Origin of the sequence: Amycolatopsis sp. NPDC049252 (assembly GCF_043197175.1) — a bacterium.
Lineage (GTDB): Bacteria > Actinomycetota > Actinomycetes > Mycobacteriales > Pseudonocardiaceae > Amycolatopsis.
In genome coordinates this window covers 12,001-38,622 of record NZ_JBICSQ010000029.1, presented here as the reverse complement: position 1 = coordinate 38,622, position 26,622 = coordinate 12,001, and the positions used below count along the sequence as shown (strand labels likewise).

Annotated in this window: 25 protein-coding genes; 8 read left to right on the top strand and 17 right to left on the bottom strand. The window is 73.0% G+C overall.

Translation table 11 applies throughout. The annotated features are described in order from the left end of the window. Nucleotides 1-14: 14 nt before the first annotated feature. The 3 genes from ACGFMK_RS26830 to ACGFMK_RS26820 form a co-directional block, all read right to left on the bottom strand. Nucleotides 15-1,091, bottom strand: coding sequence for a hypothetical protein (locus ACGFMK_RS26830; RefSeq protein ID WP_392768558.1), 1,077 nt, complete (start codon nucleotides 1,089-1,091; stop codon nucleotides 15-17). After that, nucleotides 1,088-2,551 (bottom strand): FAD-dependent oxidoreductase, encoded by a 1,464-nt coding sequence (locus ACGFMK_RS26825; RefSeq protein ID WP_392768677.1) that lies wholly within the window; start codon nucleotides 2,549-2,551, stop codon nucleotides 1,088-1,090. The genes ACGFMK_RS26830 and ACGFMK_RS26825 overlap by 4 nt, the downstream gene beginning before the upstream one ends. 243 nt (nucleotides 2,552-2,794) lie before the next feature. Next, nucleotides 2,795-3,064 carry a hypothetical protein gene (locus tag ACGFMK_RS26820; protein WP_392768555.1) on the bottom strand — a complete coding sequence of 90 codons (270 nt, stop codon included), beginning with the start codon at nucleotides 3,062-3,064 and terminating at the stop codon, nucleotides 2,795-2,797. Between the two features lie 187 nt (nucleotides 3,065-3,251). On the opposite strand from ACGFMK_RS26820, the gene ACGFMK_RS26815 reads away from it, so the two are divergent. From ACGFMK_RS26815 to ACGFMK_RS26800, 4 genes are all read left to right on the top strand, one after another. After that, the gene (locus tag ACGFMK_RS26815; protein WP_392768553.1) at nucleotides 3,252-3,677 is read left to right on the top strand and encodes an XRE family transcriptional regulator; all 426 of its coding nucleotides are present in this window, start codon (nucleotides 3,252-3,254) and stop codon (nucleotides 3,675-3,677) included. Beyond that, a complete protein-coding gene (locus ACGFMK_RS26810; RefSeq protein ID WP_392768550.1) occupies nucleotides 3,674-4,180 on the top strand; it encodes a hypothetical protein in 507 nt (168 codons plus the stop codon). Before ACGFMK_RS26815 ends, ACGFMK_RS26810 begins: the two co-directional genes overlap by 4 nt. Beyond that, nucleotides 4,173-5,234, top strand: a complete 1,062-nt coding sequence (locus ACGFMK_RS26805) for an MAB_1171c family putative transporter (protein ID WP_392768547.1) — start codon at nucleotides 4,173-4,175, stop codon at nucleotides 5,232-5,234. The genes ACGFMK_RS26810 and ACGFMK_RS26805 overlap by 8 nt, the downstream gene beginning before the upstream one ends. A 117-nt stretch (nucleotides 5,235-5,351) precedes the next feature. After that, nucleotides 5,352-5,780, top strand: a complete 429-nt coding sequence (locus ACGFMK_RS26800) for a hypothetical protein (RefSeq protein ID WP_392768545.1) — start codon at nucleotides 5,352-5,354, stop codon at nucleotides 5,778-5,780. 30 nt (nucleotides 5,781-5,810) lie between these two features. Here the strand turns inward: ACGFMK_RS26800 and ACGFMK_RS26795 are convergent, their stop codons facing one another. After that, the gene (locus ACGFMK_RS26795; RefSeq protein WP_392768542.1) at nucleotides 5,811-7,016 is read right to left on the bottom strand and encodes a GNAT family N-acetyltransferase; all 1,206 of its coding nucleotides are present in this window, start codon (nucleotides 7,014-7,016) and stop codon (nucleotides 5,811-5,813) included. Between ACGFMK_RS26795 and ACGFMK_RS26790 the strand changes: the two genes are divergently transcribed. Further along, nucleotides 6,997-7,203, top strand: coding sequence for a TetR family transcriptional regulator (locus ACGFMK_RS26790; protein ID WP_392768540.1), 207 nt, complete (start codon nucleotides 6,997-6,999; stop codon nucleotides 7,201-7,203). The genes ACGFMK_RS26795 and ACGFMK_RS26790 overlap by 20 nt on opposite strands. Before the next feature lie 108 nt (nucleotides 7,204-7,311). Here ACGFMK_RS26790 and ACGFMK_RS26785 read toward each other — a convergent pair whose 3' ends face one another. Genes ACGFMK_RS26785 through ACGFMK_RS26775 form a run of 3 tightly spaced genes read right to left on the bottom strand, consistent with a single transcriptional unit; the run spans nucleotide 7,312 to nucleotide 10,771 of the window. After that, on the bottom strand, nucleotides 7,312-9,576 hold the full coding sequence (locus ACGFMK_RS26785; RefSeq protein ID WP_392768537.1) for an FtsX-like permease family protein: 2,265 nt from the start codon (nucleotides 9,574-9,576) through the stop codon (nucleotides 7,312-7,314). Then, the gene (locus ACGFMK_RS26780; protein ID WP_392768534.1) at nucleotides 9,573-10,253 is read right to left on the bottom strand and encodes an ABC transporter ATP-binding protein; all 681 of its coding nucleotides are present in this window, start codon (nucleotides 10,251-10,253) and stop codon (nucleotides 9,573-9,575) included. The genes ACGFMK_RS26785 and ACGFMK_RS26780 overlap by 4 nt, the downstream gene beginning before the upstream one ends. After that, nucleotides 10,250-10,771, bottom strand: a complete 522-nt coding sequence (locus tag ACGFMK_RS26775; protein WP_392768531.1) for a PadR family transcriptional regulator — start codon at nucleotides 10,769-10,771, stop codon at nucleotides 10,250-10,252. Before ACGFMK_RS26775 ends, ACGFMK_RS26780 begins: the two co-directional genes overlap by 4 nt. 251 nt (nucleotides 10,772-11,022) lie before the next feature. Between ACGFMK_RS26775 and ACGFMK_RS26770 the strand changes: the two genes are divergently transcribed. Beyond that, on the top strand, nucleotides 11,023-11,496 hold the full coding sequence (locus ACGFMK_RS26770; protein WP_392768529.1) for a hypothetical protein: 474 nt from the start codon (nucleotides 11,023-11,025) through the stop codon (nucleotides 11,494-11,496). Here the strand turns inward: ACGFMK_RS26770 and ACGFMK_RS26765 are convergent. From ACGFMK_RS26765 to ACGFMK_RS26750, 4 genes are read right to left on the bottom strand one after another with little or no spacing between them, the layout of a single operon-like run. Continuing rightward, nucleotides 11,480-12,259, bottom strand: coding sequence for an MHYT domain-containing protein (locus ACGFMK_RS26765; RefSeq protein WP_392768527.1), 780 nt, complete (start codon nucleotides 12,257-12,259; stop codon nucleotides 11,480-11,482). The genes ACGFMK_RS26770 and ACGFMK_RS26765 overlap by 17 nt on opposite strands. Before the next feature lie 32 nt (nucleotides 12,260-12,291). Beyond that, the gene (locus ACGFMK_RS26760) at nucleotides 12,292-12,681 is read right to left on the bottom strand and encodes a DUF742 domain-containing protein (protein ID WP_392768524.1); all 390 of its coding nucleotides are present in this window, start codon (nucleotides 12,679-12,681) and stop codon (nucleotides 12,292-12,294) included. Continuing rightward, a complete protein-coding gene (locus ACGFMK_RS26755; protein WP_392768521.1) occupies nucleotides 12,678-13,196 on the bottom strand; it encodes a roadblock/LC7 domain-containing protein in 519 nt (172 codons plus the stop codon). Before ACGFMK_RS26755 ends, ACGFMK_RS26760 begins: the two co-directional genes overlap by 4 nt. Further along, a complete protein-coding gene (locus ACGFMK_RS26750) occupies nucleotides 13,193-15,619 on the bottom strand; it encodes a sensor histidine kinase (RefSeq protein ID WP_392768516.1) in 2,427 nt (808 codons plus the stop codon). The genes ACGFMK_RS26755 and ACGFMK_RS26750 overlap by 4 nt, the downstream gene beginning before the upstream one ends. Before the next feature lie 652 nt (nucleotides 15,620-16,271). Here ACGFMK_RS26750 and ACGFMK_RS26745 point away from each other — a divergent pair. Continuing rightward, nucleotides 16,272-17,147, top strand: coding sequence for an SAM-dependent methyltransferase (locus tag ACGFMK_RS26745; protein ID WP_392768513.1), 876 nt, complete (start codon nucleotides 16,272-16,274; stop codon nucleotides 17,145-17,147). A 187-nt stretch (nucleotides 17,148-17,334) separates the two neighbouring features. Then, the gene (locus tag ACGFMK_RS26740; RefSeq protein WP_392768511.1) at nucleotides 17,335-19,014 is read left to right on the top strand and encodes an SIR2 family protein; all 1,680 of its coding nucleotides are present in this window, start codon (nucleotides 17,335-17,337) and stop codon (nucleotides 19,012-19,014) included. A gap of 10 nt (nucleotides 19,015-19,024) precedes the next feature. On the opposite strand, the gene ACGFMK_RS26735 is transcribed toward ACGFMK_RS26740, so the two are convergent. From ACGFMK_RS26735 to ACGFMK_RS26710, 6 genes are all read right to left on the bottom strand, one after another. After that, nucleotides 19,025-19,183 (bottom strand): hypothetical protein, encoded by a 159-nt coding sequence (locus ACGFMK_RS26735; RefSeq protein ID WP_328457441.1) that lies wholly within the window; start codon nucleotides 19,181-19,183, stop codon nucleotides 19,025-19,027. Between the two features lie 244 nt (nucleotides 19,184-19,427). Beyond that, a complete protein-coding gene (locus tag ACGFMK_RS26730) occupies nucleotides 19,428-20,252 on the bottom strand; it encodes a DUF3592 domain-containing protein (protein ID WP_392768508.1) in 825 nt (274 codons plus the stop codon). 9 nt (nucleotides 20,253-20,261) lie between these two features. Beyond that, complete coding sequence (locus tag ACGFMK_RS26725; RefSeq protein WP_392768507.1) at nucleotides 20,262-20,789, bottom strand: hypothetical protein; 528 nt, start codon at nucleotides 20,787-20,789, stop codon at nucleotides 20,262-20,264. A gap of 53 nt (nucleotides 20,790-20,842) precedes the next feature. Continuing rightward, entirely contained in the window at nucleotides 20,843-24,274 is a 3,432-nt protein-coding gene (locus tag ACGFMK_RS26720; RefSeq protein ID WP_392768504.1) for a hypothetical protein, read from the bottom strand. A 1-nt stretch (nucleotide 24,275) separates the two neighbouring features. Then, a complete protein-coding gene (locus tag ACGFMK_RS26715) occupies nucleotides 24,276-25,310 on the bottom strand; it encodes a hypothetical protein (RefSeq protein ID WP_392768502.1) in 1,035 nt (344 codons plus the stop codon). After that, entirely contained in the window at nucleotides 25,307-26,614 is a 1,308-nt protein-coding gene (locus tag ACGFMK_RS26710; RefSeq protein ID WP_392768499.1) for a hypothetical protein, read from the bottom strand. Before ACGFMK_RS26710 ends, ACGFMK_RS26715 begins: the two co-directional genes overlap by 4 nt. Nucleotides 26,615-26,622: the final 8 nt, after the last annotated feature.

Sequence of the window (26,622 nt, the reverse complement as noted above, 5' to 3'; positions counted from 1 at the left end):
TTCCCCGAGCCCGCTCAGACGGGAGCAGGTGCCTCGCGCCGGGCGCGGTGGAGCGCGGCCAGCACCAGGCCGGCCCCGGCGAAGCAGGCGAGCGCGTACGGCCCGCTGCCGATCGGGGTGCCGTCCCGGGTGACGCCGTCCTCAGCGCCGAGGTACGCGGGCAGGGCGCCGATCCAGAACACCGCCAGCATTCCCAGGTAGACGGCCGGATAGATCCGCACGAAGGCGGACAGGGGTTCGGGTTCCCGCCGGTGCGCCAGGAGGATCCCGGCGCCGGCCAGCCAGACGAGGGCCAGCTCGGCGCCGAGGATCCAGGCCTGCGCGGTGGTGTTCGTGCCGGCCAGGCTCGACGGGATGCCCGCGATCGCCATGGTCGGCGGGGTGAGCACGCCCGCCACCAGGACGCGCCACACCAGCGACCAGCCGCGGCGCGGGCGGCCGCCGACCAGCTTCACGACGAGCCAGGTCATGGCCGCCATCGAGACGGACGCGAACAGCAGCATGCTGTTCATCGGCACCGAAGCCAGCGCCGGGTGGTTGACGAGCTGGTTGCCCGGGTTCCAGGCCCACCACCTCAGCTGCGGGCCGAGCTGGTCGAAGACCTCGTAGAACACCTGGCACACGAAGGCGACGGCCACCGAGGCGACCAGCGGGCCCCGGCCGCGGAAGATCCCGAGCGTCCGCACGAGCTCGTAGGCGACCTGGCTGATCATCGGGTAGAACGCGACGATGTAGAGCGGCAGCCGGTCCCCCATGAACTGCACGGTGAACAGGTTGTGGGCGAAGATGAAGCCGTACAGCTTGTCGAGGCCGAACCACTCCGGGAAGTACAGCGGCGGCTCGGTGACGAAAAGGTAGACCAGCGATGTGAACCACAGCGCCAGGTTGACCGGATCGCCCGCGCGGTGACGGCGGATCGCGTGCACCAGAGCGAAAATCGCACCGGCGACGACGAGCACCTCGAGCAGCGGCATCGTCCAGTGCGCGAGGTCCCACGGCCGGCGAACCGAGACCACCGGGGCGACGTCGTGGCAGTCGAAGCCGAGGCCGCGGGTGACGGCGTCGGCGTCCGGCCCGCACCCGTCGCTCATCGCGCGGCGGCGGTGGTCGCGGCCGGTGAGTAGTCCGTGGCCGGCGGCTCGGCGCGGGGGTCGAACCCGAAGGGCACGCGGTGCTTCCCCAGCGCCGCGCGGACGCGGTAGCGCACGAGCCCCGCGAGCACGCGCGGGTTGCGCAGCATCTCCCCCAGCGACTCGTCGAGGTTGAACACCTTCGCGAAGTGCTCGTCGACCACGTCGTACTCCCGCGCGGCGCCGACGACGAGGCTGAACGCCGGGCCGGACACGGCCGCGAGCAGCCGGCGCCGCCACTCGGGCGGCTTCTCCGTGCCCACCGCGCACTCGTACCCCTGGTCCCGGGCCATCGCCAGCGACCAGGGCACGCCGAGCAGCTTGCGCTGCGCCTGGAAGAACCCCGCGGAGAACGCCGCGTCGAGCCGGCTCGCGCGATCGAGGTGCTCGCGCAGCAGCAGCGCCGAGCCCGCCGCGGAGCTGATGCCCTGGGCGTAGAACGGGTTGAACGCGCAGATCGAGTCGCCGACGAACACCAGCCCCCGCGGCGGGCTCGCCCAGCGGTCGTAGCGCCGCCACTTGTTGCCGGTCGAGCGGGTCAGGTGGACCTCGGAGGTGGGCGCGCACCGGTCCATCGCGGCGGCGAACAACGGCGTGCGCACCCGGCGGGCCGTCTCGGCGAAGGTGTCGGTGGTGCGCGGCATCTCCAGGCCCCACGAGCCCATGCAGGCGATGACGCGGTTGCCCTCGATCGGGAAGAAGTTGACCAGGAACTCGTGCTCGGCGGGGTGTTCGCCCTTGTCCGGGGTCGGCATGATCACCAGGTGCCGCCACCACCACGACGCGGGCCGCTCCGCGGGCAGGTCGTACCAGCGTGAGGTGTAGGTGACCTTGGCGTCGAGCGTGCGCACCTCAGGCTCGGGCCAGCCGGCCGCGACCAGCCAGCCGCCGACGGCGGACCCGCGGCCCATCGCGTCCACCACGAAGTCGGCCTCGAGGTGCTCGTCGCCGTCCGGGGTCGAGAAGTCGACACCGGCGACCCGGCCGTCCCGCGCGGTCAGGCCGGTCACCGCGACACCCTCGCGGATGACGACGTTCGCCAGGTCCCGCGCCTTGTCGCGCAGCACCCGCTCGATGAGGATCCGTGAGCCGTAGATCATCGTCATCGCGCTGCGCTTGCGCGCCGACCAGCCCTCCCCGTCCAGGTAGGCGGCGTCCATGGACGGCATCAGGTGCAGCCCGCCCGCGGCGACGAGGTCGTCCTCGAAACCCGGGAACAGCGCCCCGATCGCCCGGCGGCCCGAGTTCAGCAGGAAGTGCGGGTGCTTGCTCTGCGGCACGCCGCGGCGGTGCGCGGCCCCGGCCGGGAGCTCGTCGCGTTCCAGCACCAGCACCTCGTCGAAGTGCGGAGCGAGCGCCCCGGCGGTGCACAGGCCGGCGGCGCTGCCGCCCAGGACGACGGCGGTCTTGCCGAGCCGCATGCGGACCACTCCCCACGTCATTCATACAACGTGACGACGAATGTATGAATGAGGCGGGCAGCGTGTCAAGGACGGCGCGGCCTCAGCGCGTCAGTGTCCTGATCATCGGAATGTCCTTTCCGGACAGTCAGCTCGCCGGGACGTTCTTGTCCTTCTGCCCGTTGTGGGCCCGGTCCACGATCGGACTGCGTGAAGGCGGCGTTGCCCACGAACAGCACTTGACGAAGCCCCGGGAACGGGCGCTCACATCCCGGGGCCGGGCAGGGTGTAGTGCACGGTCGGGAAGACCCGGGACGACCCGACCGGCACGGCGATCCTCGTGCCGTCGGCGCGCACCTTGAAGACGACCTTCGTGACGATCAGGCTCGTCGGCCGTTCGCTGCGGACGACCCGGCCCGGCCGGGCCGCGGCTCCGCCGGTGGCCGCGGCGGGCGCGGTCAACGTCGTGGCCATCGTGAGCGTGATCCCGGCGGCCGCCGCTCCGGCCCGCAGGGCTCTGCACGTGAACGCCATCAGCGTTCCCCTCTTCGCTGGTTCCCACCGCGAAACAGCCGGTTCCCCCCTGGAACCCGCAGGATTCACCATAGTTGATGAGCCCAGCGGACAACATAAACAGAGAAAAATCGGACTGTCAACTGACGTTGATCGTCATTCCCTTGTTGGCTTCACGCCAGCTAATGGGCTGCGTATAGTTGCCGGTATGGCTGAGCACACCCTCGCCGCGAAGCTGGACCACCTGTTCGGCGTGGTCCGCCCGGCCGGGGGCGACGAGTACTCGTTCGAGCAGGTCGCGGACGCGATCCGGGCGCGGGGCGGCCCGACGATCTCGGCGACCTACCTGTGGCAGCTGCGCAAGGGCCTGCGGGACAACCCCACCAAACGGCACCTGGAGGCCCTGGCGGGGTTTTTCGGCGTCCCGGCCGCCTATTTCTTCGACGAGGGGGAAGCCGAGCGCATCGACGCCGAGCTCACGCTGCTCAGCGCGTTGCGGGAGGCGCCCGTCCGGCAGATCGCGCTGCGGGCCCGCGGGCTGTCGCCGAAGAGCCTGGAGACGATCAGCGACATGGTCGACCGGGTCCGCGAGCTCGAAGGCCTGCCCGAGCCGCCGGGTGACGCGGACCGATGAGCCGGTCCGGCCGGCGACGGGTCCGGCGCCGCTGCGACGCGGTGCTGCGGCAGCTGTCGCTGCCTGCCCCGTTCGACGTGCGCACCCTCTGCGACGGGCTCGCGGCCCGCCGAGGCCGCCCGATCCGGCTGGTGCCGCTGCCCGGGCTGACCGACGTGTGCGGGCTCTGGATCGCCACCGACACCACCGACTTCATCGGCTACGAGCAGCACACGACCCCGCCGCACCAGGACCACATCGTGCTGCACGAGATCGGCCACATGCTGTGCGAGCACTACCCGGTCTCGGTCACCCCGGCCGAGCAGGCCCGGCTGCTGCTGCCCAGCCTGGACCCCGCCATGGTGCGCCGCGTCCTGGGCCGGACCGGCTACACGAGCGTCGAGGAGCAGGAGGCGGAGATCTTCGCCTCCCTGGTCGGCGGGCGCGCGGAGTTCGCGCGCACGAGCGACCCGCTCACCGACCGGCTCCGCTCGGCCCTCGACGACGGCGGCGCGCATGGCTGAGCTCCTGCGCCGCTACGGCCCCGCCCTGCTGGCGTGGGTCGTGGTCCTCTGCCTGCGCCCCGGCCCCGCTCCCGGCCGGCGGCTGGTGCGGCTGTGCGTGCTCGGGCTGGCGGTGTCCCAGACCGCGCTGACCCCCGGTTTCGACGCCCTGGTGCACGTGTTCGGCTTCAGCGACCTCGAGCGGCTGATCGGCCACCTCGGCATGCTCGTCGCCGTCTGGGCCGGCGCCGAGACCATGCTGCGGCTGCACGGCTTCGACGCCCAGGCCCGCTGGCAGACCGCGTGGTCGATCTTCTCGGGGGTGGCGATGTGCGTGGTGTTCGCCGCGACGCCGAACCTGCTCCCGCAGTCGCCGTGGGTGCTGGAGTACTGCGTCGTCTACGCCTTCGCCGTGCTGCCCGGGTACCTGATCGTCTCGGGGGTGTGCCTGCGGGTCGCGCGGGCGACGCCGGACCGCGTGCTGCGCACCGGCCTCGGGCTGGTCGTCGCCGGCGCCGTGGCCGCCGCGCTCTACATGGTGTCGCGCACGCTCGTCGCCTTCGACACCTCCGACCGCACGTCCGTCACGTTCGCCTTCGGCCGCGGTTTCCTGCTGAGCAAGGCCCTCCCGACGGGCGCGCACGTCCTGGTCCTGACCGGCGTCGCCCTGCCCGCGTTCGCCAGCTGGCTGCGCCGCCGGCGCCAGTACCGCCGGCTCGCGCCGCTGTGGCTCGCGCTGTACCGGGCCGAGCCCGCGATCGCGCTGGAACCACCCGGGCTCCTCGGTTCCCTGTTCCCGTCCCGGCTCCGCGGTTACCGCCAGGTCATCGAGATCCGCGACGGCCTGCTCGCGCTGCGTCCCCACCGCCCCGACGCCCCGCCGGAGCTGAACGGCCCGCAGGCGGAGGCGGCCATCATCGCGGCCGCCCTGCACGCCCGCGCCACCGGCTCGCCGCCGCTGTCCTCCCCCGCGCCGCTGCCCGGCGGCCACGACCTCGCCAGCGACGTCGAGTTCCTGTGCCTGCTCGCGGACGCCTTCCGGGAACACCGGACCACCTCGCCGGCCGTGCCATGACTCGGACGACCGGGCCGCCCTGCTACCTCGGCGGCGCCTGACACCCTCGATCGGTGGTGGCTCCACCGGCTACAGTGACGATCAGCGTGCACGTCCTGGGGAGGAAGCGAGCGGCCCATGCCGGTCATCTCCCCCACCCGAGCGATGGAACGCTGGACCGTCCGGGTCGACGGCACCGAAGCCGTCTTCAGCTGCGCGCCGCTCGTCGAGGACCACACCGCCGCCCGCGCGCTGCCGAGGGTGTGGGCCGGACGCGGCCTGGGCGTCGCGGACGTCGACCTGCCCGGCCTGATCGCCGCGCTCGGCGAGGTGATGAAGGCCCCGGCGTACTGGCGGGGCCGCACTCCCGGCAGCCACCAGCCCGGCACCGCCCCCGCGTGGTCCCGGCCGCGGCGGGATCCCGAAGACGGGTTCGTCTACCTCAGCGGGCCGTGCGGCCACGACACGGGCGGCGCCGGCTACCGGCCCGTCTACAGCTTCGCCGTCGGCGTCGCCACTCTGCGCGACCTGCGCATCCGGCTGACCGCCTACCACCACGGGAACTGACCCGCTCGTCCATTGTGGACGAATGCGCGATCAGAACCAGTGCAGGCAGTGCGGGGCCCGCTCACCGCGGAAGAGGGCGTCGGCGAGAGTGGCCGCACCCGGGTGATGCGCCCGGACGTGCCCGGCACGCACGAGCACGCTCGGGGTGGTGCCGCCGAGGTAGACCGAACCCAGGTCGCTCACGTCCAGGGACAGGTCGGGCTCGCGGCCGGTCGGGACGCAGTCGGCCTTGCCGTCCCGGACGGTCAGCAGGTAGCGGCCGTGCTCGCCGAGCGCCGGGTCGTCGACGTCGAGGACGAGCTCGCCGTCGGTGAACCAGCCGCGCGCGGTCAGGGCCCGCGGGATGTCCAGCAGCCGCACCCAGAGCCAGTCGGTGTCGTCGCCGACCTCGCCGGCGCGGAAGTCCGCGAGCTGCCAGCGCAGCGGGTGCCCGGGCGGAACCTGCTTGAAGACGACCTTGGTGACCAGGTCGTGCCCGAGCACGAACCGGGCCAGGGCCGTGAAGACGGCGTCGTCGGTGGTGATGGTCTCGTCCACGGTCAGGGTGCCGTCGGTGACCGAGTAACTGGCGTACCCGTCCGGAACGCCGTCGGCGTCGCGGTGGAGGGCGACGAACCGCGGCGCCGGGGAAACCGGCGGCTGCCCCGCGCCCGACGCCCACCAGCGGTGCGGCCGGGACAGCGCGCCGGGCTGGGCGCGGCGGTAGCGGTCGTAGACGTCCTCCAGGAGCTCGGTGCACCCGTCGCGCCGCAGCAGCTCGACCGAGCCGCGCACGTCTTCGTGTGCCCGGGGAGCGGCGAAGGCGGCTCGGTGGCGTGGCACCGTCAGCCGGGACGTGTAGGTCGCCGGCCCGTACCCGAACCGGCGGTAGATCAGGGCCTCGGACGCGAGCAGCACGGAGAGGAACTCCCCGCGGGCCCGCAGGCCGGCGAGCTGGTGCCGCATCATCGCGGTGAGCACCCCCTGACGCCGGTGCGAAGGCAGGACACCGACACCGGTGACGCCCGCGACCGGGACGATGACCTCACCGGGCAGGGTGAGTTCGAAGGAGTACGCGCCCGTGGTGCCGACGGGCCGCCCGTCCGCCGTCACGGCGAGCAGGTTGCGGTCCATCTCGTACGCCGACCACCACGCCCCGGTGCCATCGGCCGGGGCCTCCCGAAAGCGAGCGAACGAGGTGTGGAGGGTGTCGAGGTAGACGTCGAGGTCCTCGTCGGTGGTGGCACGGATCTCCATACCGGCACCCTGCCGCGTCCCGCGGCGGCCGGGCAACCGAATTGCGCCGGCCTCAGCCGCAGCTCGGCGCACTTCGCTGCAGCAGATCGCCGAAATGATGGGTGTCACCAAGGCGAACGTCCATTACTACTTCCGCACCAAGATCGCCATCCTCGAGGCCTTCCTCGAACCCACCGTCACTTTCTGATCAGCGACCTCGGCGTGGTCACGCGCCGCCTCGACGCCCTGCCCGACAATGAGCTCCGCGCCGTGCTCACCCGCCTGTGCCTGCGGGTCGTGCGGAGCTGAACCGCGCTCACTCCTCTCGCAGGTTCTCCAGGCTCGTCGACCGCCACAGCGCCGGCAGCGTCACCGCCGTGACACCCAGCACCGCGATCGCCGCCGTGGCCGTCAGGAACAGGATCGCCGGGACGTCGACGACCATCGGGTGGTGCACCACCAGCGTCAGCAGCAGCCAGTCGAGGCCCAGACCGGCGGCCACCGCGACGACCACCGCCACCGCGACCGGGATGACCATCTGCCACAGCAGCGACCGGGCGAGCACCCCGCGGCCGACGCCGTTGGCCATCAGGGCGGCGAGGCTGCGGCGCCGTTCGCGCAGCTGCTCCCACGCCGCGATCATCAGGCTGCTCGCGGCGAGCAGCAGCACCAGGATCGACCCGACCGACAGCACGCGGGTGATCAGCGCGTAGGTGCCGTCGCGTTCCGTGCCGAGCGAGTAGACGATCCCGTTCCAGCCCAGCTGCCCGACCGCGTTGCGGACCTGCTCCACCAGGTCCGGGTCGGCCGCCGGGATCGTCGCGGTCGAGATCAGCCCGACCGCCGTCGCCGTCGACATCGCGGCCGGCGTGACGAGCAGGCCGGCCGGCTTTCCCGGCACCGTGCGGAAGCGGTCGCCCGGGATCGTCCACTGTGGTGGGACGTCCGGGTCGGCGCGGCGGGCGCCGAGGAACCAGAGCCGGTCACCGGGCGCCGGGTGGTGGGCGTCCGGGGCGGGGGTCCCGACGGCGAACACGTCGCCGTCGCGGCAGTCGCCCGGCGCGCCCTTGGCCCGCAGCTCGGCGCAGCTGCCGAACTCGAGCGTGGTCTCCGCGCCGGCCGCGTCCACCAGCCGGCCGCCGGTCTTCACCGGCACGTCACGCGCCCCGGGCAGGTCGTGCAAAGCGGCGGCGAACGCCCGGACGTCGGTGAGGTTCGACGCGAAGTTGCTCGCCAGCACCCTGGCGTCCGCCATGCCCGGCTGGTCGCTCTCGGCCCGCGCGTAAACCCCTTGCAGCGCAATCGATCCGGCCAGCACCACGGCGATCCCGCTCACCAGGCGCGCCGCGGACGCGCCGTCGAGCTGCAGCCGCCGGACGGCGAGCAGCCAGGCCGGCGAGCCACCGCGCAACCGGCCCGCGACCCGCTCGACCAGCCACGGCAGCACGAGCGGCACGGCCATCAGGATCAGCACCACCCCGGCGATCACCGTTGTGTCAGCGGCGTCGTCCGCCGCGGTTTCCCACCGCGCCGCCAGCATCACCCCGCCGACGACGGCGGGCAGGACGCGCCACCACAGTGTCCGCTTGAACTGGCCTACCCGCCGCACCACGCCGAGCGGCTCGATGACGACCCGCCGCAGCGCGAACACGGCCACCACGCACGCCAGCACCGGCAGCAGCGCCACGGCCGGGACGCCGAGCCGCCAGTCGGGCACGACGTCACCGCCGAAGATGCCGCCGCGGAAGGCGGACACGGTGATCATCGGGACGAGCGCCCGCACGAGCAGGAACAGCGCCAGGCCCACCGCGAGCCCGGCGAACGCGCCGAGCAGCGCCTCGCCGGCGGCGATCCGGCTCACCTGGCCGCGGTCGGCGCCGACCAGGCGCAGGGCGGCGAGGCGCCGGTCCCGCGACGCCGCGGCGAGCCGGGTGCTCGTGACCACGAAGACGAAGACCGGGACCAGGCAGGTCGTCCCGCCGAGTACGACCAGCAGCAGTTCGAGCGCCGTCAGGCCACGGCTGGCGGGCTCGCCGCCGAACCGGCTCACCGCGGCGGCGTTCGGCTGCGCGGCGGCGGTGGTCGACCCGACGTAGAAGTAGAGCTCGTTCGGGCCGGTCAGGCCGGCGTCCCCGATGGTGCCGATCACCCACTGCGGGAACCGCGGGCGCAGCTGCTCGCCTTCCGGCGACGCCAGGAGATCGGCGAGCGCCGGCGACAGCACCGCCTCACCCATTTTCGGCAGCCGCTCGACGCCCGGCAGCGCGGGAGCGGCCGGCCCGGTCTGCTGCACGAGATAACCCTGCAGGCCCCGGCCCCGGAACTCGTCCGTCCGCTGGACGACGTAGACCGGGTCGACCCCGGCGACCGGCGGGCCGTCCTCGACCGCCGTCCGCGCGGCGGCCCGGTCGTCCCGGGCGCCGAGCAGGTGCGGCACCGACGCCGCGGTCAGCAGGACGGCCACACCCAGACCGACCCCGGCCGCGGTGAGGGCCAGCCGCACCAGGGCCGTCCGGGCGCCGCCGCCCCCGAGCGCGAGGCGCATCCCCAGCGCCAGGTCGCCGAACCAGCGCCGGATCACCGGGTCACCTCGAACTGCCGGGTGCGGCCGTCGCGGACGACGACCTCCCGGTCGGAATAGGCCGCCACACGGGGTTCGTGCGTCACGAGGACGATGGCGGCGTTGCGCTCGCGGGCCGCCGACGTCAGCAGCTGCATGACCTGTTCCCCGTTGAGCGAATCGAGGGCGCCGGTCGGTTCGTCGGCGAAGACGACCCGCGGACCGGTCACCAGGGCCCGCGCCACGGCCACGCGCTGGCCCTGCCCGCCGGACACCTCCCCCGGCCGTTTCCCGGCGACGGCCAGCAGATCGAGCTCGGCCAGCAGCTGCCGCCCCCGCTGTGCGGCGACGCGCGTGCGCTCGCCGTTGAGCCGCAGCGGCAGGGCGACGTTCTCCAGGCAGGTGAGCTCCGGGACGAGCTGGCCGAACTGGAAGACGAACCCGAAGTCCGTGCGGCGCAGGGCGGAGCGCGCGCGGTCGGACAGCCCGGCCAGGTCGGCGCCGCCGTAGCGGACGGTCCCGGCGTCGGGCCGGACGATTCCGGCCAGGCAGTGCAGGAGCGTCGACTTGCCGGATCCGGACGGCCCCATCAGCGCGACGACCTCGCCCGCGCACACCCGCAGGCTCGCGGCCGCCAGCGCTTCGGTCGGGCCGTAGGCCTTCCGGAGGTCGGTGGCTTCGAGCAGCACGTCGTTCACGCGATCTCCTTCGCCAGCTGGTCCAGCCGAGCCGCGGTCAGCTCCAGCCACCGGAGGTCGGCCTCCAGGTGGAACAGGGCGTGGTCGCAGATCAGCTGGTCGGCGAGGTCGCCGCCGGTCTTGCGGCGGGTCAGCTCGCGCATGGCGTCGAGGTGCGCCGAGCGCTGGACGTCGAGCACCTCGGAGGCGGGCCGGCCGGACAGCAGCGCGAGCACGACCTTCGTGTAGAGCGTGTTCTGCAGGTAGGCCTCGGGCTTTTCCGGCGTGGCGAGCCAGCTGCCGACGTCGGCGACCCCGGCGTCGGTGATCGCGTACCGCTTGCGCTCGGGGCCGCCGTCGACCTCGACCCCGTCGGCCTCGACGAGCCCCTGCTTGAGCAGCCGGGCGAGGGTGGAATAGACCTGCCCGTAGTGCACCTGCCGGTCGTGCCCGAACCGGTCGTCGTAGGCACGTTTCAGGTCGTAGCCGTGCCGCGGGCCGCCTTCGAGGAGCCCGAGCAGAGTGAGTCCGATCGACATGCGAGCGACTATACACCGGGTGTATATCGCCGGTTTATACACCCGGTTCATAGTGCGCCGGGCGCTACTCGGGAACGTGGGAAACGGATCCGGGGGGGTCCGGTCGTACTGCTCGTGCTCGCCTCGTCGGCGTCGTGCGCGGCCGGGGACGCGACCACCGACAGCGAGGCCACCACACTGGCCGAAGCCATCGCCTGCTGTTCCGGCTCCACCACGAGAGCACCGAATCGGGCTGGACGCGGACCGACCCGGTGACCGCCTGCTACCCGGTGGAGTTCACCTTCCAGGGGCTCGACGACCTACCGCACCGCGTGGACTGCCCGCCGGACGCCACGCCGATCACCCCGCCGCCGGCTCCCCCGCCCGCCACGGTGCCCGGCACGTCCGACGCGCCGCTGAAGGCCGTCCTCACGGCACTACCGGCCACCACGACCGAGGCGGACGTCCTCGCCGCCCTCGCCCGGCCGTGCCCGGACCGCTGCCGGACCCCGAAACGCACCTCACCCCACCGGCGCCGACGGTCCGGGGCGCCGTCCGCGGTGGCGACATCGGCGTGGCCTACCGCGCGGCCGACCCGGTCAACGGCATCGACTGCCTGCTCGGCTCACGAGCCGGCCGCGAACGTCCTGGTCTGGCGCCCGTCCTGGCTGGAGGTCCAGCCCGGCGAGCTGACCTGCGTCCCGGAGGGCGCGCTGGCGCGCCAGGCTGTCACCCCGCCGCACTGAGCGCTTTCTCCTCCGCCACCGGGGCGTTCGGCGCGGCCTCGACCGCCGGCGCCATCAGCACCGCCGTCAGGGGCACCGCCATCGCGATCGCCGCGAGGACGAACACCGGGAACAGGAACGAGAACACCTCGGTGCCCGAGGGGTCCGGCGCGCTCATGTCCATCTGCATCCGGACCGCGGCCATGCCCGTGTAGTGCATGCCGGTGACGGCGATGGCCATCACGAACCCGGCGGCCACCCGCAGCACCAGGCGGTTCAGCACGATCGCGAACCAGAGCGCGGCCGTCGCGGCGACTACGGCGATGACCACCGACAGGACCACCAGCGGCGTGTCGTAGGTGAAGCCGCCCTTCACGCGCAGGGCCGACATGCCCGTGTAGTGCATGACGTTGACCGCGAGCCCGGTGATCAGCCCGCCGAGCAGCAGCCGCCAGCCGATCCGGGCCTGGCTGCCCGCCACCAGCAGGCCGACGAACACCGCGGCGACCGCCAGCAGCGCCGACAGCACCGTGCGGAAGACGTCGTAGCGCACCGGCATCCCCGGTGTGCTGAAGCCGAGCATGGCGACGAAGTGCATCAGCCAGATGCCGACACCGCCGATCGACACCGCCGCCAGGACCAGCCAGCGGAGCCGGCGGCGCGGGTCGGCCGCGTGGCGGGCCTGCACAGCGCAGGCGAGGCCGAGCACGCAGCCGACCACCGAGGTCAGGTAGGCGAGCACGAGCAGCCAGCGCCCCAGCGCGAAGTTCTCCGCGTGGTCCATGGGTCAGTCCTTCCTCCGGGGCACGGCGGGACTCACAGGTCCTTCAGGCCGTGCAGCACGCGTTCCATCAGGTCGTGCCGCTCACCCCAGGACGAGGTGTCCGAAAGGGTGTCGCGGACGATGACCAGGCGGTCCTCCATCAGGTCCGCGACGAGCACGCGGACCACGCCGAGCGGCAGCACGAGCAGGGCGGCGATCTCCATCAGCGACCGGGGCCGGATGCACAGCTCCATGACCTGGGCCAGCGCACTCGTCGAGTGGTAGGCCTCGTTCCGGCCGGCGGCCGTCGTCTCCACGAGCGCTTCGACGGCGATCTCGACCACCGGCGCCGTCCGGCCCTCGGTCCACGAGTAGGGCCGCGCGAGCGACGGTGTGTGGCGCGGCTCCTCTCCGGCCGGGCCGAACGGCGGGTAGTCCGTCACAGGCGGTCCTGAGCCACCGGCATCTCACGCGCGGGCACGTCCACCTTCTGCCCGACCCGCTCGACCAGCATCGTCATCTCGTACCCGACCAGGCCGATGTCGCAGCCGGTCGTGGCGAGCACGACCAGGTTGGAGCCGTCGCCGACGCTCATCAGCAGCAGGAACCCCTGCTCCATCTCGATCACCGACTGCACCACCCGGCCCGCCGTGAACAGCTCCGCGGTGCCGAGCGACAGGCTGGACAGCCCGGCCGCGATGGCCGCCAGCTGGTCCGCGCGCTCGCGCGGCAGCGTCTCGTCGGCCGCGACGAGCAGCCCGTCGGCGGACACCAGCACGGCGTGCGCGACCCCGGTGACGTCCTGCACGAAGCCGTTGACCAGCCAGTTCAGCGCGGCCGTCCGCTCGGGCGGCGGCGCCGCACCGGGGAAGACCCCCAGGGTGCCGCTCAGCGTGCGAGTCGCGGAGTCGGCGCCGGGGGCGCGCCGGTGGTGGTGAACCTCGGGCAGTTCCGTCATCGCGGATCCACTTCGTCCTTTCCGGATTCTTCGGTGCGCGACGCGGTCTGCCGCCGGGCCGCGCGCATTCCCTGGTAGTGCCGGGACAGGCTGTTCCGGACGGCGGCGGCGTCCCGGAACCCGCCACCGTCCTGCTCGCGCACGCGGGGGACGACCGCGCCGGGCGCGAGCTGCGCACCGGGCCGCCGGGTCGGCAGGCCGGCGTCGGTCAGCTGCGGCGCCGCCGCCGGTTCGAGAGCGCTTTCCGCCGCGTGGCGCGCCTGCTCCGCCGCCGGGGTCGCCCACTCGGCGACCGGCTGGGACGGCGATGGTGACGGCTGCGGCTTCGCGACCGGCGCCGGGGCCGGGGCCGGGGCCGGGGCCGGGGCCGGGGCCGGGGCCGGCGTCACGACCGGGGCCGGCGGACGGCCGGGCGGCGGCTCGACCGGCTCGGTGAACCAGCTCGTGACGACCTGCTCGAAGATCGGCGTCGGCGCCTGCGGCGGCACCACCACGGGCGGCCGGTGCGACCCGTTGCGGCGCACCGGTTCGACCGCCCGCCCGGCTCCGATCGGCCGGGCCAGGTCGGCGAGGACCAGCGCGCCGGGGACGTGCACGCTCGCGGTGACCCCCTGGTGCCGCGTGCCCGGCCCGGTCGCCCGCAGCCGCACCGTGACGCCGTGCAGCGCGGCGAGCCTGCCGACCACGAACAGGCCCATCCGCCGGGTCGTCTCGGGGCCGACCGTACCGGCCGCGGCGAGCCGTTCGTTGACCGCGGCGATCTCCGCGGGCGTCATGCCCAGTCCCTGGTCGACGACCTCGATCAGCAGGCCGCCGTCGGCGCCGCGGTCGGCGGTCAGCGCGACCTTCTGCTCCGGCGGCGAGAACCGGGTCGCGTTCTCCAGCAGCTCGGCGAGGATGTGCACGACGTCGGCCGCGGCCTCGGGCTGCACCGAGCTGCGGGGCGCGTTGCCCATCGCGATCCGGCGGTAGTCCTTGACCTCGGACGTCGCGGCGCGCAGGAGGTCACGCGTCGGCACCGGCTCGCGGCCCTGGCGCACCGGACGGCCACCGGCGAGCACGTGCAGGTTCTCGCCGTTGCGGCGCAGCCGGGTGGCGATGTGGTCGATCCGGAACAGCTCCTCCAGCCGGCCCGGGTTCTGCTCCCCCGACTCGAGGTCTTCGATGATCGACAGCTGCTGCTCGACCAGCGACTGGCTGCGCCGCGACAGCGTCATGAACATCTCGCTGACCTGCTTGCGCAGCTCGGCCTGTTCGACGGCGAGCCGGACGGCCTGGCGGTGCATGTCGTCGAAGGCGCGGGCCAGCTGCCCGATCTCCTCCTGCGTCTGGACCGGGACCGGCGGCACGGCGCGCCAGTCGACCTCCTGGCCGTCGCGGACCTGCCGGACGGTCTCCGGCAGCTGCTCGTGGGCCGCGTGCAGGGCGGCCGCGCGCAGCCGCCGCACCGGCGTCACGAGCGACCGCACGACCAGCAGGGCGATCGCGAGCGCGCCGAGCAGGGCGCCGAGCACGAGCGCCGTGTCGCGCAGGGAGTCCGCGCGGGCGCGGTCGGCCGCGTCGGACACGTTGCCGGCCAGCTGCGTGGCGACGTCGTTCAGCACGCCGGTCACGCCGGGCACTTCCGCGGCGATCGACGGGAGGAACGAGAGCAGGGCCGACGCGCCGGCGCTGTCGGGGTCCTGCAACGTGCCGAGCCGGTTCTCGGCGGGCGCGGTCGCGGCGGCGAACCGGGTCTTCAGCGCGCCGGACAGCTGACGTTCGGCCTGCTCGCCGAGCACGGTCTGCTCGGCGACGGTCAGCACGGCCGCCGGGCGCAGCGTCGCGTCGTCCGGGCTGACCGCGGCCGCCCGCACGTAGGTCTCCTCGGTCGCCAGCTCCCCGCGCAGGTGCACCAGCAGCCGGGCGGTGTCGGCCGCGACGGCGGTTTCGCTGCCGACGTCGGCCGGGACGAGCGCGGGCACGAGGTCGCCGAGCGAGGCGATGATGTCGTTGTAGCCCGCGGCCTTGGTGCGCACGTCGCCGTTCGCGGCGCCGGCCGCGCGGATCCCGGCGAGCTTGCCGAGCGTGGTGTTGAGAGCGCGGCCGGTGTCGGCGGCCAGCGGCGCGAACCCGGTTTCGCGCTGGATGGCGCTCACCTTCGCGTCGACCGCGGCGGTCAGGGTGTTCGGCGCGCCCCCGGGCACCGCGACGGCGGCGACCATCTCCTGGCTCAGCGACGCGGTCAGGTCGATCGTGTCGTGCAGCACCGGCAGCCGGTCGCGCGCCGCGCTGAGCGTGGTGGCCCGGTCGAGCTCACCCTGGATCCGGACCACCGCCAGCGCGACGGCGACCAGGACGGGCAGCAGGAGAACGACGCTGATCTTGGTGCGGACGCTCCAGTGCGCCGGCCACCACGGGGAGTCGGCCGGCCGTCGTGGCATCGACCCTCTGGACCCTTTGGCCCCTCTGGACCCTCGGTCAAGCATGGTGGAACCGCTCGATTCCCAGCCGGCGCGCGGCTGACGTCGAACCCGGACAGGACGAGATGACCCCAAAGCCGATCACGGAACGTCCTGAACGATCTTGAACACCGGCACCCGTACCGGTGAATTACGGCTTTCCCAATGACGTGGCGTGACCGAGCCGGACTGCAGAGAACATCAACTCCGACGCCCCTGTCAAGCCCGACACCGACATTTTCGACAGCTCGGCGCGAATCCTTTCCGACACGCCCACGCATATCACGCATCGTGTCCCGCCGACTCCGCCTTGCACACCGTACAAGCGGGTTCGCGCAGCTCCGCGCGGTGCTTAGCTTGGCTCACGATGTTCCCGAAAGGATCTTTTCCGGCGTCGGCAGAATTACCCACAGCGTTACCCGATCGCTACATCGGCACAATTTGACAAAGCGCGCCGCGCGTTGTTCGTTATTAATTTCCGGCCCGCGCCGTGAGTTCGGCGCACACTCCCGAACATCACAGCCGGTGACGCACGCCACACACTCCGATTCCGGGCAAAACACTCACGCCACGCACTCGAGCGGTCGCACAATGTCATGCTGGGGAGATCCAGCGATCAAGGGGAGGCCTGCGGATGACCGGGACGCACGAGCAGTGGGACATCGTGACCGGCGTCGGCCTGACGGCGCTGGCCGTCGCCGCCGCGCGGGCCGTCGTGACGGAGTCCGCGGGCGGCCTGGTCGACGACCCGTTCGCGGCCGAGTTCGTCCGCGCGGCGAACCCGCCCAAACCGCTGCCGACCGGCCCGTCCGACGTGGACGGCGACGAGATGTGGCGTGCGATGGCCGCCTACATGGGCCTGCGGTCGCGGTTCTTCGACGAGGTCGTCGTCACCTCCGACGCCCCGCAGGTGGTGATCCTCGCCGCCGGCCTCGACGCCCGCGCCTACCGGCTCGACCTGGACGGCCGCGACGTCTACGAGGTGGACCAGCCGCGGGTCCTGGCGTTCAAGCAGCAGGTGCTCGACGACCTCGGTGCGCTGCCCCACTGCCACCGCCACGCCGTCGCCGCGGACCTGCGCGACGACTGGCCCACCGCGCTGGAGCAGGCGGGCTTCGACCGGACCCGGCCGACCGTCTGGCTCGCCGAAGGCCTGCTGCCGTACCTGCCCGCGCGGGCCGAGGAGGAGCTGTTCGACCTCGTCCACGCCCGTTCGGCGCCCGGCAGCCGCTTCGGCGTGGAGCAGGTCCCCGGCGGCGACGTCGAGGGCATGAACCGGAGCATGGAGGCGATGCGGGCCGCCGAGCGCCTGGGCATCAGCATGGCGGGCCTGCTCAACACCGAGCCCCGCCGCGACCCGGCGGCCTGGCTGGACGGCCAGGGCTGGCGGGTCACCACCGACATCGCGGACGCCCTGGCGGCGCGCTACCGGCGTCCCCTGCCCGCGTTCCTCAACGACACGATGGCGAAAGCGGAGCTGATCCGCGCGGACCTGCCCCTTTCCGAATAGCGCTCATTGACACAGTGCCCATTGACAAAACCCTGACACATTCCCGCGAACTCCGAGTGACGGCCCATGCGGCCATTAGCGTGATCTTCCCGGACGGCGTAACAAGTTCGGCGCCGGTCCCGACCGTGCCCACGCACGGGTGCCAAGATGACACCACGGGGTCACTGCGGAACGCACGAGGTCATGCATGCCAGAGGAATTCATCTCCAAAATCGTCGAGCCGGGCGCGTTCGACAAAGGAGACACGTTTTCCTTCGAGTCCCAGCCGTACCTCGCGGAGCTGTTCCAGACCGTGCGCGACCGCTCCTGCCCCCTCACCATCGTGGTCGGCGCGGGCGTGTCGATGAATTCGAGCCTTCCGTCGTGGTCGTCGTTGATCGAGAAGATGACCGAAGCGATCGACGACAAGGACATCCGGCGGATCGCGGCGGCGGACAAGTCCGATCCCATGCGCAAAGCCGAGATCGTGCTGCAGCTCATCAAGGAGGCCAACCACAACATCCAGGACCACGAAGTCATCCGGGACGCTCTCTACCAGCGAGACCTGCACGTGACACCGGGATCGCTGGCCAAGTCGATCGCGCGGCTGACCTACGCCCGGCGAGCCGACAGCCGCCTGCTCACGACGAACTTCGACATCATCCTCGAACAGGCGCTCCAGGCCTACTACTCCCGGGGTCACGTGAACTCCTTCTCGATCCGGCCCGGCGGCGAGGAAGCCTGGAGCGCGTGGAACGAGGAGCCCGACCAGGTCGGTGTCCTGCACCTGCACGGCCTCGTCCGGCAGGCACAGAATCCCGAAGAACCGATCATCCTCACCGAATCCCAGTTCCTCGAGCACGGCGCGCAGGTGCGGTCGATCCTCGCCGAGGCGATGCGGGGCTCCTGCACGATCTTCATCGGGCTGAGTGTTTCCGACCCGAATCTCGTAGGGCCGCTCTACGCGAGCGCGGCCACCGGAGCACCCCGGTTCTCCTTGGTGGTGCCCTCCAGCGTCAGCGGAGTCTCACCGACACTCGCCGCGAAGTACGCCATCAAGTCGGCTCGCCACCTCGAAGAAAAACTGGGCCTGAAGCCCATTTTCCTGAAGTCCTACTCTCAGCTGAACCAGGCGATCTCCGACCTCGCGCTGGCGGTGGTGGAGCCGGAACGGTACCGGCACGAACAGCCCGCCGAAGACTCCCTGGTCTACAGCCGACGGTTCACCAAGGCCCTGGACGACTGCTACACGGCTGTCGGCTGCGCGCCTCAGGCCGAGATCCCGGCCGGCCAAGCCGCGGAAGACCTGACCACGCGGCTGCATCACGCGCTGAGCATCCCCGGAGGCCCGCTGGACGTGCTCAACAGGCTTTCCCAGGACTACGAAGATCACGTGCTCGGCGGCAACGCGGGCGAGAACTTCGGTCTCTTTCTCTGGCTCCGCAGCCGCGATCTCGACCACGGCCGTCACCGGTACACCATCAACCTCGTCGGCACGTCCGTCTACACCCACCGCGAAGAATGGTCACTCCGGCACCACATCACGATAGATCCGGACTCGGACTTCGCCGCCGCGCAGGCGGTTTTCACCGGAATTCCCCAGGCCGCGAACCTGACACCATCCCCGGTCGCGCAGATCTGGCGTGGAATTCTGGCCGCGCCGATCCTCATGTCCGGGACCGGCAGCGAAAAGCGCATCGGCCACGACATGGCCGATATCCTGACCGTGGGCGCGATAACCCTGAATTCCACCTACGTCGTCCAGGCCAACGGGGAAGACGTACCCCAAGGGGATCTGTCCCTGATCAGCAAGCTCGACTCGGCGCGGCAGAACCAGGTGCTCGTCAGCCTTCAGCGGGCGGCCACCTACGCCATCAACCTGCGGTGACGACCGACGGCTACTTCTTCTTGTGCGGCTTGGCCCTGATCACCGGGACCGGGCCGGGCACCGAAACGTAAACGGAGTTCCCGACCTTGCGCCGCGGGGACTGGCCGATGATCGGTTCGCCGGGACCGGACGACGAAGTCTCCTCGCGCGCCGCAGTGTCTGTGCTCATGGCGTCAGCACCCTTTCGCGCCGCGTAGGGATCCCTCGTGGGGAACGATGTCACAGCGACCTGGAGAAATACTCGAACTGCTCTCCCCGGTTCCCAGGTTACGCCGACCGGGGGACAAATCCGTCCAGGTGCTCATGCGATCACACTCCGCGTCAAGTCGCATTCCGCGTCGATGATGCTACGGCCCGTGGTATCCGTCAGCAACCGGTCGATATCAAGAAAGTCGTCCGTACCTGCACAGCTGTTACAAAAACGGCGGGTAGCGAACCGCGTGGTCGTCCGGGTCCGGTTCCACCAGGACGTCGTCCGGGTTCTGCGGGTCGTAACGCACCCGGACGCTCGACCCGCGGGCCGGCGACCGCATCACCGGGGTGACCATCGTCGTCACCACCGTGCGCTCGCCCGTCTCCGCCGGGAAGCGGACGTGGACGGTGAACCGCGGGTTGCCCATCACCCAGATGTTCGTGAACTCGACGTGCGTGACCTGCCCCGTCACCAGCCGGCCGTGCCGGGCCAGCGCCCCGGCGCGGTCGTCCGCCTCCGCCGTCGCGAGGAACGTCCGCAGCAGCACCACGATCATCACCAGCGCCGCCAGCCCGGCCACCGCCGGCACCAGGTACGGCTCGTAGTAGACGACCCAGTCGACGTCCGACCAGGGCTCGGGCGCGCCGTCGAGGAACGGCAGCCGCTGCCCCACCGCCTCCGGCCGCGTCCACGACGGGATCGCGACGCCGCTGCCCAGCGCGATGCCGAGGGACGCGGCCAGCGAGCCGGCCCGGAAGCCGACGCCCATCCGGCCCAGCGAGACGCCGCCGCTCAACAACATGGCGAAGCCAAGTGACGACGCTGCCGTGACCGAGAGGCTGAAGAACAGCACCAGGGAGACCGCCGGGCCCGCGTCGGCCCCCCACGCGTCGACGCGGTTCAGCGACATCAGCCGGAACGTGTCCAGCAGCCCGAGGGCGCCCGACCAGCCCGCGACCGCCCAGGCGAGCGTCGTGGGCACGCCGAGCAGCCACAGCCGGCGGCCAGAGCGCCGCGGGTTTTCGGGCAAGCCGAATGCGAACACGCCCGCCCCCTAGGCGATCGGGCCGAACACGCCGACCTTCGCCGGGTCGGCGGGGTCGACGCGGGCCTCGTGCCGGGTGCCGGGCGCGTACTGCTGGATCGTCGCCTGCGGCGCGATCAGCTGCGCCACCGTCCGGTACGGAACGCCGCCGGTGCGGGTGACTTCCAGCGTCGCGGTGTACTGGGCCTGCCCGGCGATGGTCCGGCCGGTCGGCTCCAGCGCGCGGACGACCAGCGTGGCCGGCTCGCCCGTGTCGTAGAGCCGCCGCAGCTCGGTGCCGTAGGCCTGAAGCTCCTGCTGCTGGCGCAGCTGCTCCTCCATCGGCAACGCCAGGAACGCGGCCATGTCCGGGTCGGCGTCGAGGCTCCGGAACGCCTGCGCGGCCGCCTGCGGCGTCGGCAGCTGCGGGGTGATGTCGTGCCCCTGGGCCGCGGCCGCCCGCCGGAACTGCTCGGCGTGCTGCTGGAACTCCTGCGCGCCGCGGGCCGCGCCCTGCTGCGTCGCCTCGTTGACCTTGTCGCGGATCTTCTTGAACATCGGTCCCTGCCTTTCGCTGTGCGGTGTGCACACAGCTTCGGCGGGCCGCGCCGCTACCGAACCCAGGTTTGCCCGTCGGCGGTGGCGTCGAGGCAGGTCAGGGCGGCCCAGAAGACGGGCGAGCGGGCCGGTTCGGGCCGTTCGCGCCACCGGGCGAGCCGGCTTCGCTGCCAGTCGCACAGCTCGGTGACGGGATCGTCGCCGTCGAGGGCGGTGTCAACGGCGATGAGCAGCTCGGCCATCGGGTCGGCGCCGGGCGCGGCGGCCGACGTCGGCAGCGCCCAGACGGTCGCGGCGACCAGCCCGGCCCCGGCCGCGACCGCCGCGAGCAGCACCCCGAACGGCTCGGCCAGGCCGAACTCCCCCGCGCTGGCGCAGCCGATCAGCGCCACCCGAGCCGGCATGGCGTCCACTTGCGACAGTGCGAGATCGGCGGCGGTGAACGGCCGGTGCGCCCCGATCGGCGCGGCCGTCCCGGGCAGGTCGGCCCCGCAGGACAGGTGCAACGCGGTCTGCGCGCCGTGCTCGTCCCGCACACGGCTGACGTGCCCGGCGAACACCAGCCGCGAGCACGGCTCGGCCAGCAGCCGGGCGAGCAGCCGCCGATCGGTGTCGGTCCGCCGCACGAGATCGAGCCCGTTGGCCGCGGACGGCCGAACCGGCCCGGCCGCGAGCCGGGCGTCCAGATGCTTGATGAGCGGCGACTCCGCGTCCTGCTTGCCGAGCACGGAACCCAGCTCGCCGAAGGCGCTCTGGCCGGGAATCTGCGGATCGAGCAGGTAAACGGGCGGCCCGCCAGCGGCGGGTGCTTTGCGCGGAATCCCGGCGGGCGCGAGCAATGCGACGTCGGCGACGTCGAGCACCCGCTCGTCGCCGTCGTCCCCCAGGGCGAGCAACCCCCACGGCACGGCGGCGAGCCTCGGCGAGGGCTGGATCCGCAGCAACGGCCGTTCGTCCGCGGCCCGAAGCCGTCCGACCAGCTCGGCGGGCAGCAGGGCGCGGCCGAGCACCCGCGCGAGGTTCCGTTCCCCGGCGGCGCTGCCGAGGGCGTCGTCACCGAGCGACCGCCGCACGGCGTCGGCCACGCTCTCCCCCTCGTGTGGCGTCGGGGAAGCGGCGGCCAGGACGGCGAGGGCGGCCTCGGCGTCGAGCGTGCGGGGGTGGACGGTGTCGAGGTCCTCGGTGGTCCGCCAGCTGAGGTAGGTGGGCCCGGCATCGGCGAACCGCAGGACGAAGGTCCCCCGCCCGGCCGTGGCGGTGGGCCACGTGGCCACGGTCTCACCGCCGGGACGTCGCAGGTGGTACCGCTCGGCGGCGAGGTCCAGCCAGCGGTCCAGTTCCAGGGGGTGGCTGGGAGACCACCGCAGCTCGGGTGGCGGGGCGAGCCGGAGGGGAAGGGCGGAGGTGACGGTGCCGAGCGCGGCAAGGGGAAGCGGTTGGCCGTGCGCCGAAGCACTCTGGGCTGCGCGGGGCTTGGGTTGCACCGAACTTCCGAACGCAGGAACCGGCTCCGCTGCCTCGGTCCGCCCCGAACCACGCGAGGCGGCGCCCCACTCCGGGCTGCTCGCCGCAGCAACCGGCTCTGCCACCTCCGAACCCTGCCCGGCGGCAACGGACTCGAGCCCCCCGGAACCATCACCCCCGGCAACCGGCCACGCACTGCTTCCCACAGCAATCGACTTCGCCGCCTCCGAGCCCTCCTCAGCAGCAACCTGCCCGAGCCGCCCGGAGCCATCACCCCCCACCACCGACGACGGACTGCCCTCCACAGCAACCGGCTCCGACCCCTGCCCGGCAGAAACCTGCCCGAGCCGCACCGAACCAGCAACCGGCTCAGGCACCTCCCAACCACGCGCGGCAGCAACCGAGTCAGACCGCTCCGCCCTGCCGACTCCGGCAACCGCCTCAGGTCGCGCCGAATCAGCGGCCTCGGCAACCGGTTCCAGTGTCGGCAGAGTGCCGGTCAGGTCCAGGGTGCGGTCCTCCGTGTAGGCGCCGACCGCGCAGGTGCGCTCGATCAGCTCCGCCGTCAGCCGGGTCTCGCCCAGCTGGGTCAGCAGGACCATCAGCAGCTCTGTCGCCGGGGCCGCGACTCCGCTCGCCCAGGCCGTTCTCGCCTGAGGTGAGGCGAACTCGAAGCGGTACTCCTGCGCCGCCAACGCCACCGGCAGCAGCAGCTCCAGGGCCGCCCGCGGGTCGCGGTGGTACTCGATCGTCGCCGTCACGAAGTCCGCTCGCAGGGCCTCCAGCCACTCCCCCGAGGCCCGCGCCGACTCCTGGGCTCGCGCCGCGTGCTTCTTCGCCGCCGGCCAGTCGCCCTCGGCGGCCGCGCAGCGGGCCAGGGCCAGGTCCAACCGGCGGGTGCCCGAGGTGTCGCCGTGGGCCGCCCACAGGTTGCCCGCGTGCTCGAACTGCTCCCTCGCCTGCGCGACCTCGCCCGCGAGCAGCAGGAGCGAGCCCAGCGCATGGCTCGCCTCGGCCACGTCGCCGGTCAGGCCCGCCGCCGCGAGCTCGTCGCGGGCCGTGACGATCGCCGCGATCGCGCCCGGGAAATCCCCGCTCAGGGCCCGGGTTTCCGCCAGCTGGACGTCGAACTTCGCCGCCGTCGGGCCGCCGTGCCGGGCGCTCAGACGCAGCAGGTCCGCCGAAGCGTCCGCCTCCTCGCCGCCCGCCTGCCGGACGCGGGCGCGTTCGGCGCGCGCCATCGCCTGCAGCGACACGACCTGCTCGCGGACCTCGTCGACGTCCGCGATCGCGGCCAGCGCGGCCAAAATCTCGTCCAGCGCGGCCCGCGCGCCGGCCGGATCGCCCGCCGCGACCTGCACCCGCACCTCGAGGATCCGCAGTTCCAGCTCGTCGGCGCCGTGCGGGTCGAGCTGCTCGCGCGGGAACTGCTCCGGCTCGGCCGCTTTCCGGAACGCCGCCCGGCGGCGCTGGTCCGCGATCAGCTCGCGCGCCCGCGGGAGCTCACCCTCCTCAGTGGACAGTGAGATCAGCACGCGTTCGGCCACCTCACGCGACCCCTCGCTCATCCGCAGCTCGGCGTACTGTCCGAAGTGGACGATGGCGACGGTGATCACGGCGAAGACCTTCAGCACGGCCTCGGCGCACTGCCGCGCACCGCGCAGGTCCCCGGCGGAGTAGCAGACGGTGGCCAGGTCGCTGACGGCGGCGAGTTCGAGGTCGGTCCGGTCGAGCCGGTGCGCGAGCTGCCGCAACCGGGTGTACATCCGCTGCGCGCCTGCGACGTCCCGCTCGGCGGCGAGCCGCTTGGCCGCACTCTGGACGTCGACGGCCTCGACGAGCTGCTCGTGGTACTCGACTTCGGTCAGCGAGCACGCGGGCAGCTCTCCGTAGGGCGCCGGATCCAGGCCGAAATGCGTTGCGACACAACGGCAGTTGTACCCGTGTGAGCTCGACCCGGCCAGCTCCGGCGGCAGCGGCCGATCCGGCGGGACGAGTGGCGGCGGGAAGCCGGCGAGCACGTCAGAACTCCTCGGCGGCGTTCCCGGCCGCCGCGCGTTCGGCCAGCGTGCGCGCCGGGAGCGGCAGTGCCTCGCGCGCCCGCACGAGCGCGACGACGGCCGCCCGGTCCTCCGGCGTGGTCCCGGTGACGCCCTCCGCCGCCACCCCGACGACGAGTCCGATGTGGATGGACGGGCCCGCGACGAGCCGGGCGGCGGCCGCGTCGAGGTCTACGCTCCCGGCGAACCGCCCGGCACCGAGGTGCAGCGGGACCTCCGCGAACGGCTCGCCGTCGTGGGTCGCGACCGCGCCGAGCACGGCGTCCGCGAACGCCCCCGCGACCGTCACTTCGAGCCGGGCGGCGGCCGCGGTGGCGACGATCCGCCAGGTCACGGTGCCCTCGGCGGCGTCGAGCACCCCCGGGGGCACGCGGGCCCAGTCGACACTCGCGCGGCCCTCGGCCAGCACGCCCTCGCCGTGCGCGGCGGGACCGCCGCCCGCGGCCAGCGCGTAGTCGCGCTGGCCGGGCGTGCTGCGCACCGCGGCGGCGGTTTCGGCGCGCACGACGTCGTCCTGGGCGTCGAACCAGGTCGACAGCCGGGTGCAGAGTGCCTGGACCTCCTTGGCCGGCCCGGCCAGGGCGCCGCCCGCGATCGCCGCGTCGAAGAGTTCGGCCGGGGTGGCTTCGAAGTCGTCGAGCAGCCCTTCGGCGACGTCCTCGACGGCGGCCGTCGCGACGGCGGTTTCGAGGTCCAGGAGCGCCGGATCCAGCGACGGGATGCCGAGCGACGGGCTCGCGGGCCACCAGTGGCGCACCCAGAGCAGCAACGCGAGGGTGGCGAGCTCCGGGCGGGCCGGGACGTCGACGTGGCCCTGTTCGAGGGCGGTCACGCTGGTCTCGGCACCGACGAGCCGGGTCAGCCACGGTTCGGCGGCCCCGGCGTCGGTGAGTTCGATCCGCATCGCCGTCGCCGAGCCGCCGAGGAGATCGGCGAGGGCGAAGCGGACGAGACCACCGTCCGCGGCGACGACGGGCGTGTGCACCGGGTGCGTCACGACGCGGCCTCCAGCTCCGGCAGCCGGGCTACCAGCGCGCGGCGCACCTTGGTCCGCAGGTCGAGCGACGTCGAGCGGACGACCCCGGTGACGAGGTCCCGGACGTCGGCGGCGTCGGCCGGGACGTCGCCGCGGACGTCGAACCCGTGCAGCCGGATCCAGAGACGGCCGAGGAACTGCCTGGCGAACTCGCGCAGCTCGCGGACGAGGTCCGGGTCGGGCCGCGGGGTGAGCGGGGTGCCGCCGGCCAGGGCGCGGCGAGCGTGCAGGACGTAGCCCTCGCGCGCGACCTGCGCGTTGAGCCGCCGCGCGAACTCGGGGACGCCCGCGGGCGCGGCGCCGTCGAGCGGCCGGAGCGCGGGCGCGAGGACGACCCCGAGCGCGAAGCAGCCGGCGAGGGCGGGCAGGCCGAGCCCGAACCCGGCGGCGACCCGGCCGATCTCGTCGTCGACCAGCTCGGCGACCGGCGGCCGTTCGTCGGCGGGGGTGCGTTTGAGGGTGGCGCGGACGCGCCGTTCGACACTGCGTTCGAGCAGCTCGGTGCCGGTTTCGTCGCGCCGGCTCAGCGGCGGGACGGCGGTGTGGTCGCCGCGCTGCAGCCCGAGATCAGGGGTGGCGAGCCCGGAGATCTCCCGGACGGCCCGCTCGAGCGCGGCAACTCCCCCGGGCTGCCGGAGGGCCAGGCCGAGCGCGTGCCCGGCCGCGGACTGCGCGAGCGAGCGCCAGGCGGAGTCGGTGAGGGTGTCGACGAAGGCGGCGAGCTGCGGGACGCCGTGGCCTCCCTCAGGGATAGGCACTGCTTGCCAGCGGCGGTGCAGCGTCTCGGTCAGGTCGGCCGCCACGCGGGGGTCCGCCAGGTAGCCGGCCAGCTCGTCTACGCCTGCTCCGCCGCCTTCGCCGTGCAGGTCGCGCAGGGCCGCGGCCGCCGTCTCCTGGGCTTCCGGGCCGGGGGTGCCGAAGCCCGTTGCCAGCTCGTACGCCAGCGGGAAGCACACGTCCTGGACGTTGCCCGCGGTGATGCGCAGCGTCCGGCGTTGCCGCTTCAGGTGGGTGAACCACTCCGCCGTGGCCTGCAGGCGGGGCGCGTCCGCCAGGAGCAGGCCGGTCAGCTCCGCCGCCGCGTCCTCGTCGAGGAGGGGGCGGCCCAGGCGGGGGCGGGCCGCGGTGCGGATCACCAGGGGGTCGACGATCTTCTTCACCGTGCGGGTCAGCGGGCCGCCGTCGGCCGAGGAGAGCACCGCCACGCCCGGGATCCGCTGCCACGCCCGCGCCAAGACCGCCGAACGCAGCTGCGGCTTCGCCATCACCCTCC

What these genes read in the sequence shown, in the direction of transcription:
- ACGFMK_RS26830 (WP_392768558.1), bottom strand. Translation starts at nt 1,091, where the DNA reads ATGAGCGACGGGTGCGGGCCGGACGCCGACGCCGTCACCCGCGGCCTC.
- ACGFMK_RS26825 (WP_392768677.1), bottom strand. Translation starts at nt 2,551, where the DNA reads ATGCGGCTCGGCAAGACCGCCGTCGTCCTGGGCGGCAGCGCCGCCGGC.
- ACGFMK_RS26820 (WP_392768555.1), bottom strand. Translation starts at nt 3,064, where the DNA reads ATGGCGTTCACGTGCAGAGCCCTGCGGGCCGGAGCGGCGGCCGCCGGG.
- ACGFMK_RS26815 (WP_392768553.1), top strand. Translation starts at nt 3,252, where the DNA reads ATGGCTGAGCACACCCTCGCCGCGAAGCTGGACCACCTGTTCGGCGTG.
- ACGFMK_RS26810 (WP_392768550.1), top strand. Translation starts at nt 3,674, where the DNA reads ATGAGCCGGTCCGGCCGGCGACGGGTCCGGCGCCGCTGCGACGCGGTG.
- ACGFMK_RS26805 (WP_392768547.1), top strand. Translation starts at nt 4,173, where the DNA reads ATGGCTGAGCTCCTGCGCCGCTACGGCCCCGCCCTGCTGGCGTGGGTC.
- ACGFMK_RS26800 (WP_392768545.1), top strand. Translation starts at nt 5,352, where the DNA reads ATGCCGGTCATCTCCCCCACCCGAGCGATGGAACGCTGGACCGTCCGG.
- ACGFMK_RS26795 (WP_392768542.1), bottom strand. Translation starts at nt 7,016, where the DNA reads ATGGAGATCCGTGCCACCACCGACGAGGACCTCGACGTCTACCTCGAC.
- ACGFMK_RS26775 (WP_392768531.1), bottom strand. Translation starts at nt 10,771, where the DNA reads ATGTCGATCGGACTCACTCTGCTCGGGCTCCTCGAAGGCGGCCCGCGG.
- ACGFMK_RS26765 (WP_392768527.1), bottom strand. Translation starts at nt 12,259, where the DNA reads ATGGACCACGCGGAGAACTTCGCGCTGGGGCGCTGGCTGCTCGTGCTC.
- ACGFMK_RS26755 (WP_392768521.1), bottom strand. Translation starts at nt 13,196, where the DNA reads ATGACGGAACTGCCCGAGGTTCACCACCACCGGCGCGCCCCCGGCGCC.
- ACGFMK_RS26750 (WP_392768516.1), bottom strand. Translation starts at nt 15,619, where the DNA reads ATGCCACGACGGCCGGCCGACTCCCCGTGGTGGCCGGCGCACTGGAGC.
- ACGFMK_RS26745 (WP_392768513.1), top strand. Translation starts at nt 16,272, where the DNA reads ATGACCGGGACGCACGAGCAGTGGGACATCGTGACCGGCGTCGGCCTG.
- ACGFMK_RS26740 (WP_392768511.1), top strand. Translation starts at nt 17,335, where the DNA reads ATGCCAGAGGAATTCATCTCCAAAATCGTCGAGCCGGGCGCGTTCGAC.
- ACGFMK_RS26735 (WP_328457441.1), bottom strand. Translation starts at nt 19,183, where the DNA reads ATGAGCACAGACACTGCGGCGCGCGAGGAGACTTCGTCGTCCGGTCCC.
- ACGFMK_RS26725 (WP_392768507.1), bottom strand. Translation starts at nt 20,789, where the DNA reads ATGTTCAAGAAGATCCGCGACAAGGTCAACGAGGCGACGCAGCAGGGC.
- ACGFMK_RS26710 (WP_392768499.1), bottom strand. Translation starts at nt 26,614, where the DNA reads ATGGCGAAGCCGCAGCTGCGTTCGGCGGTCTTGGCGCGGGCGTGGCAG.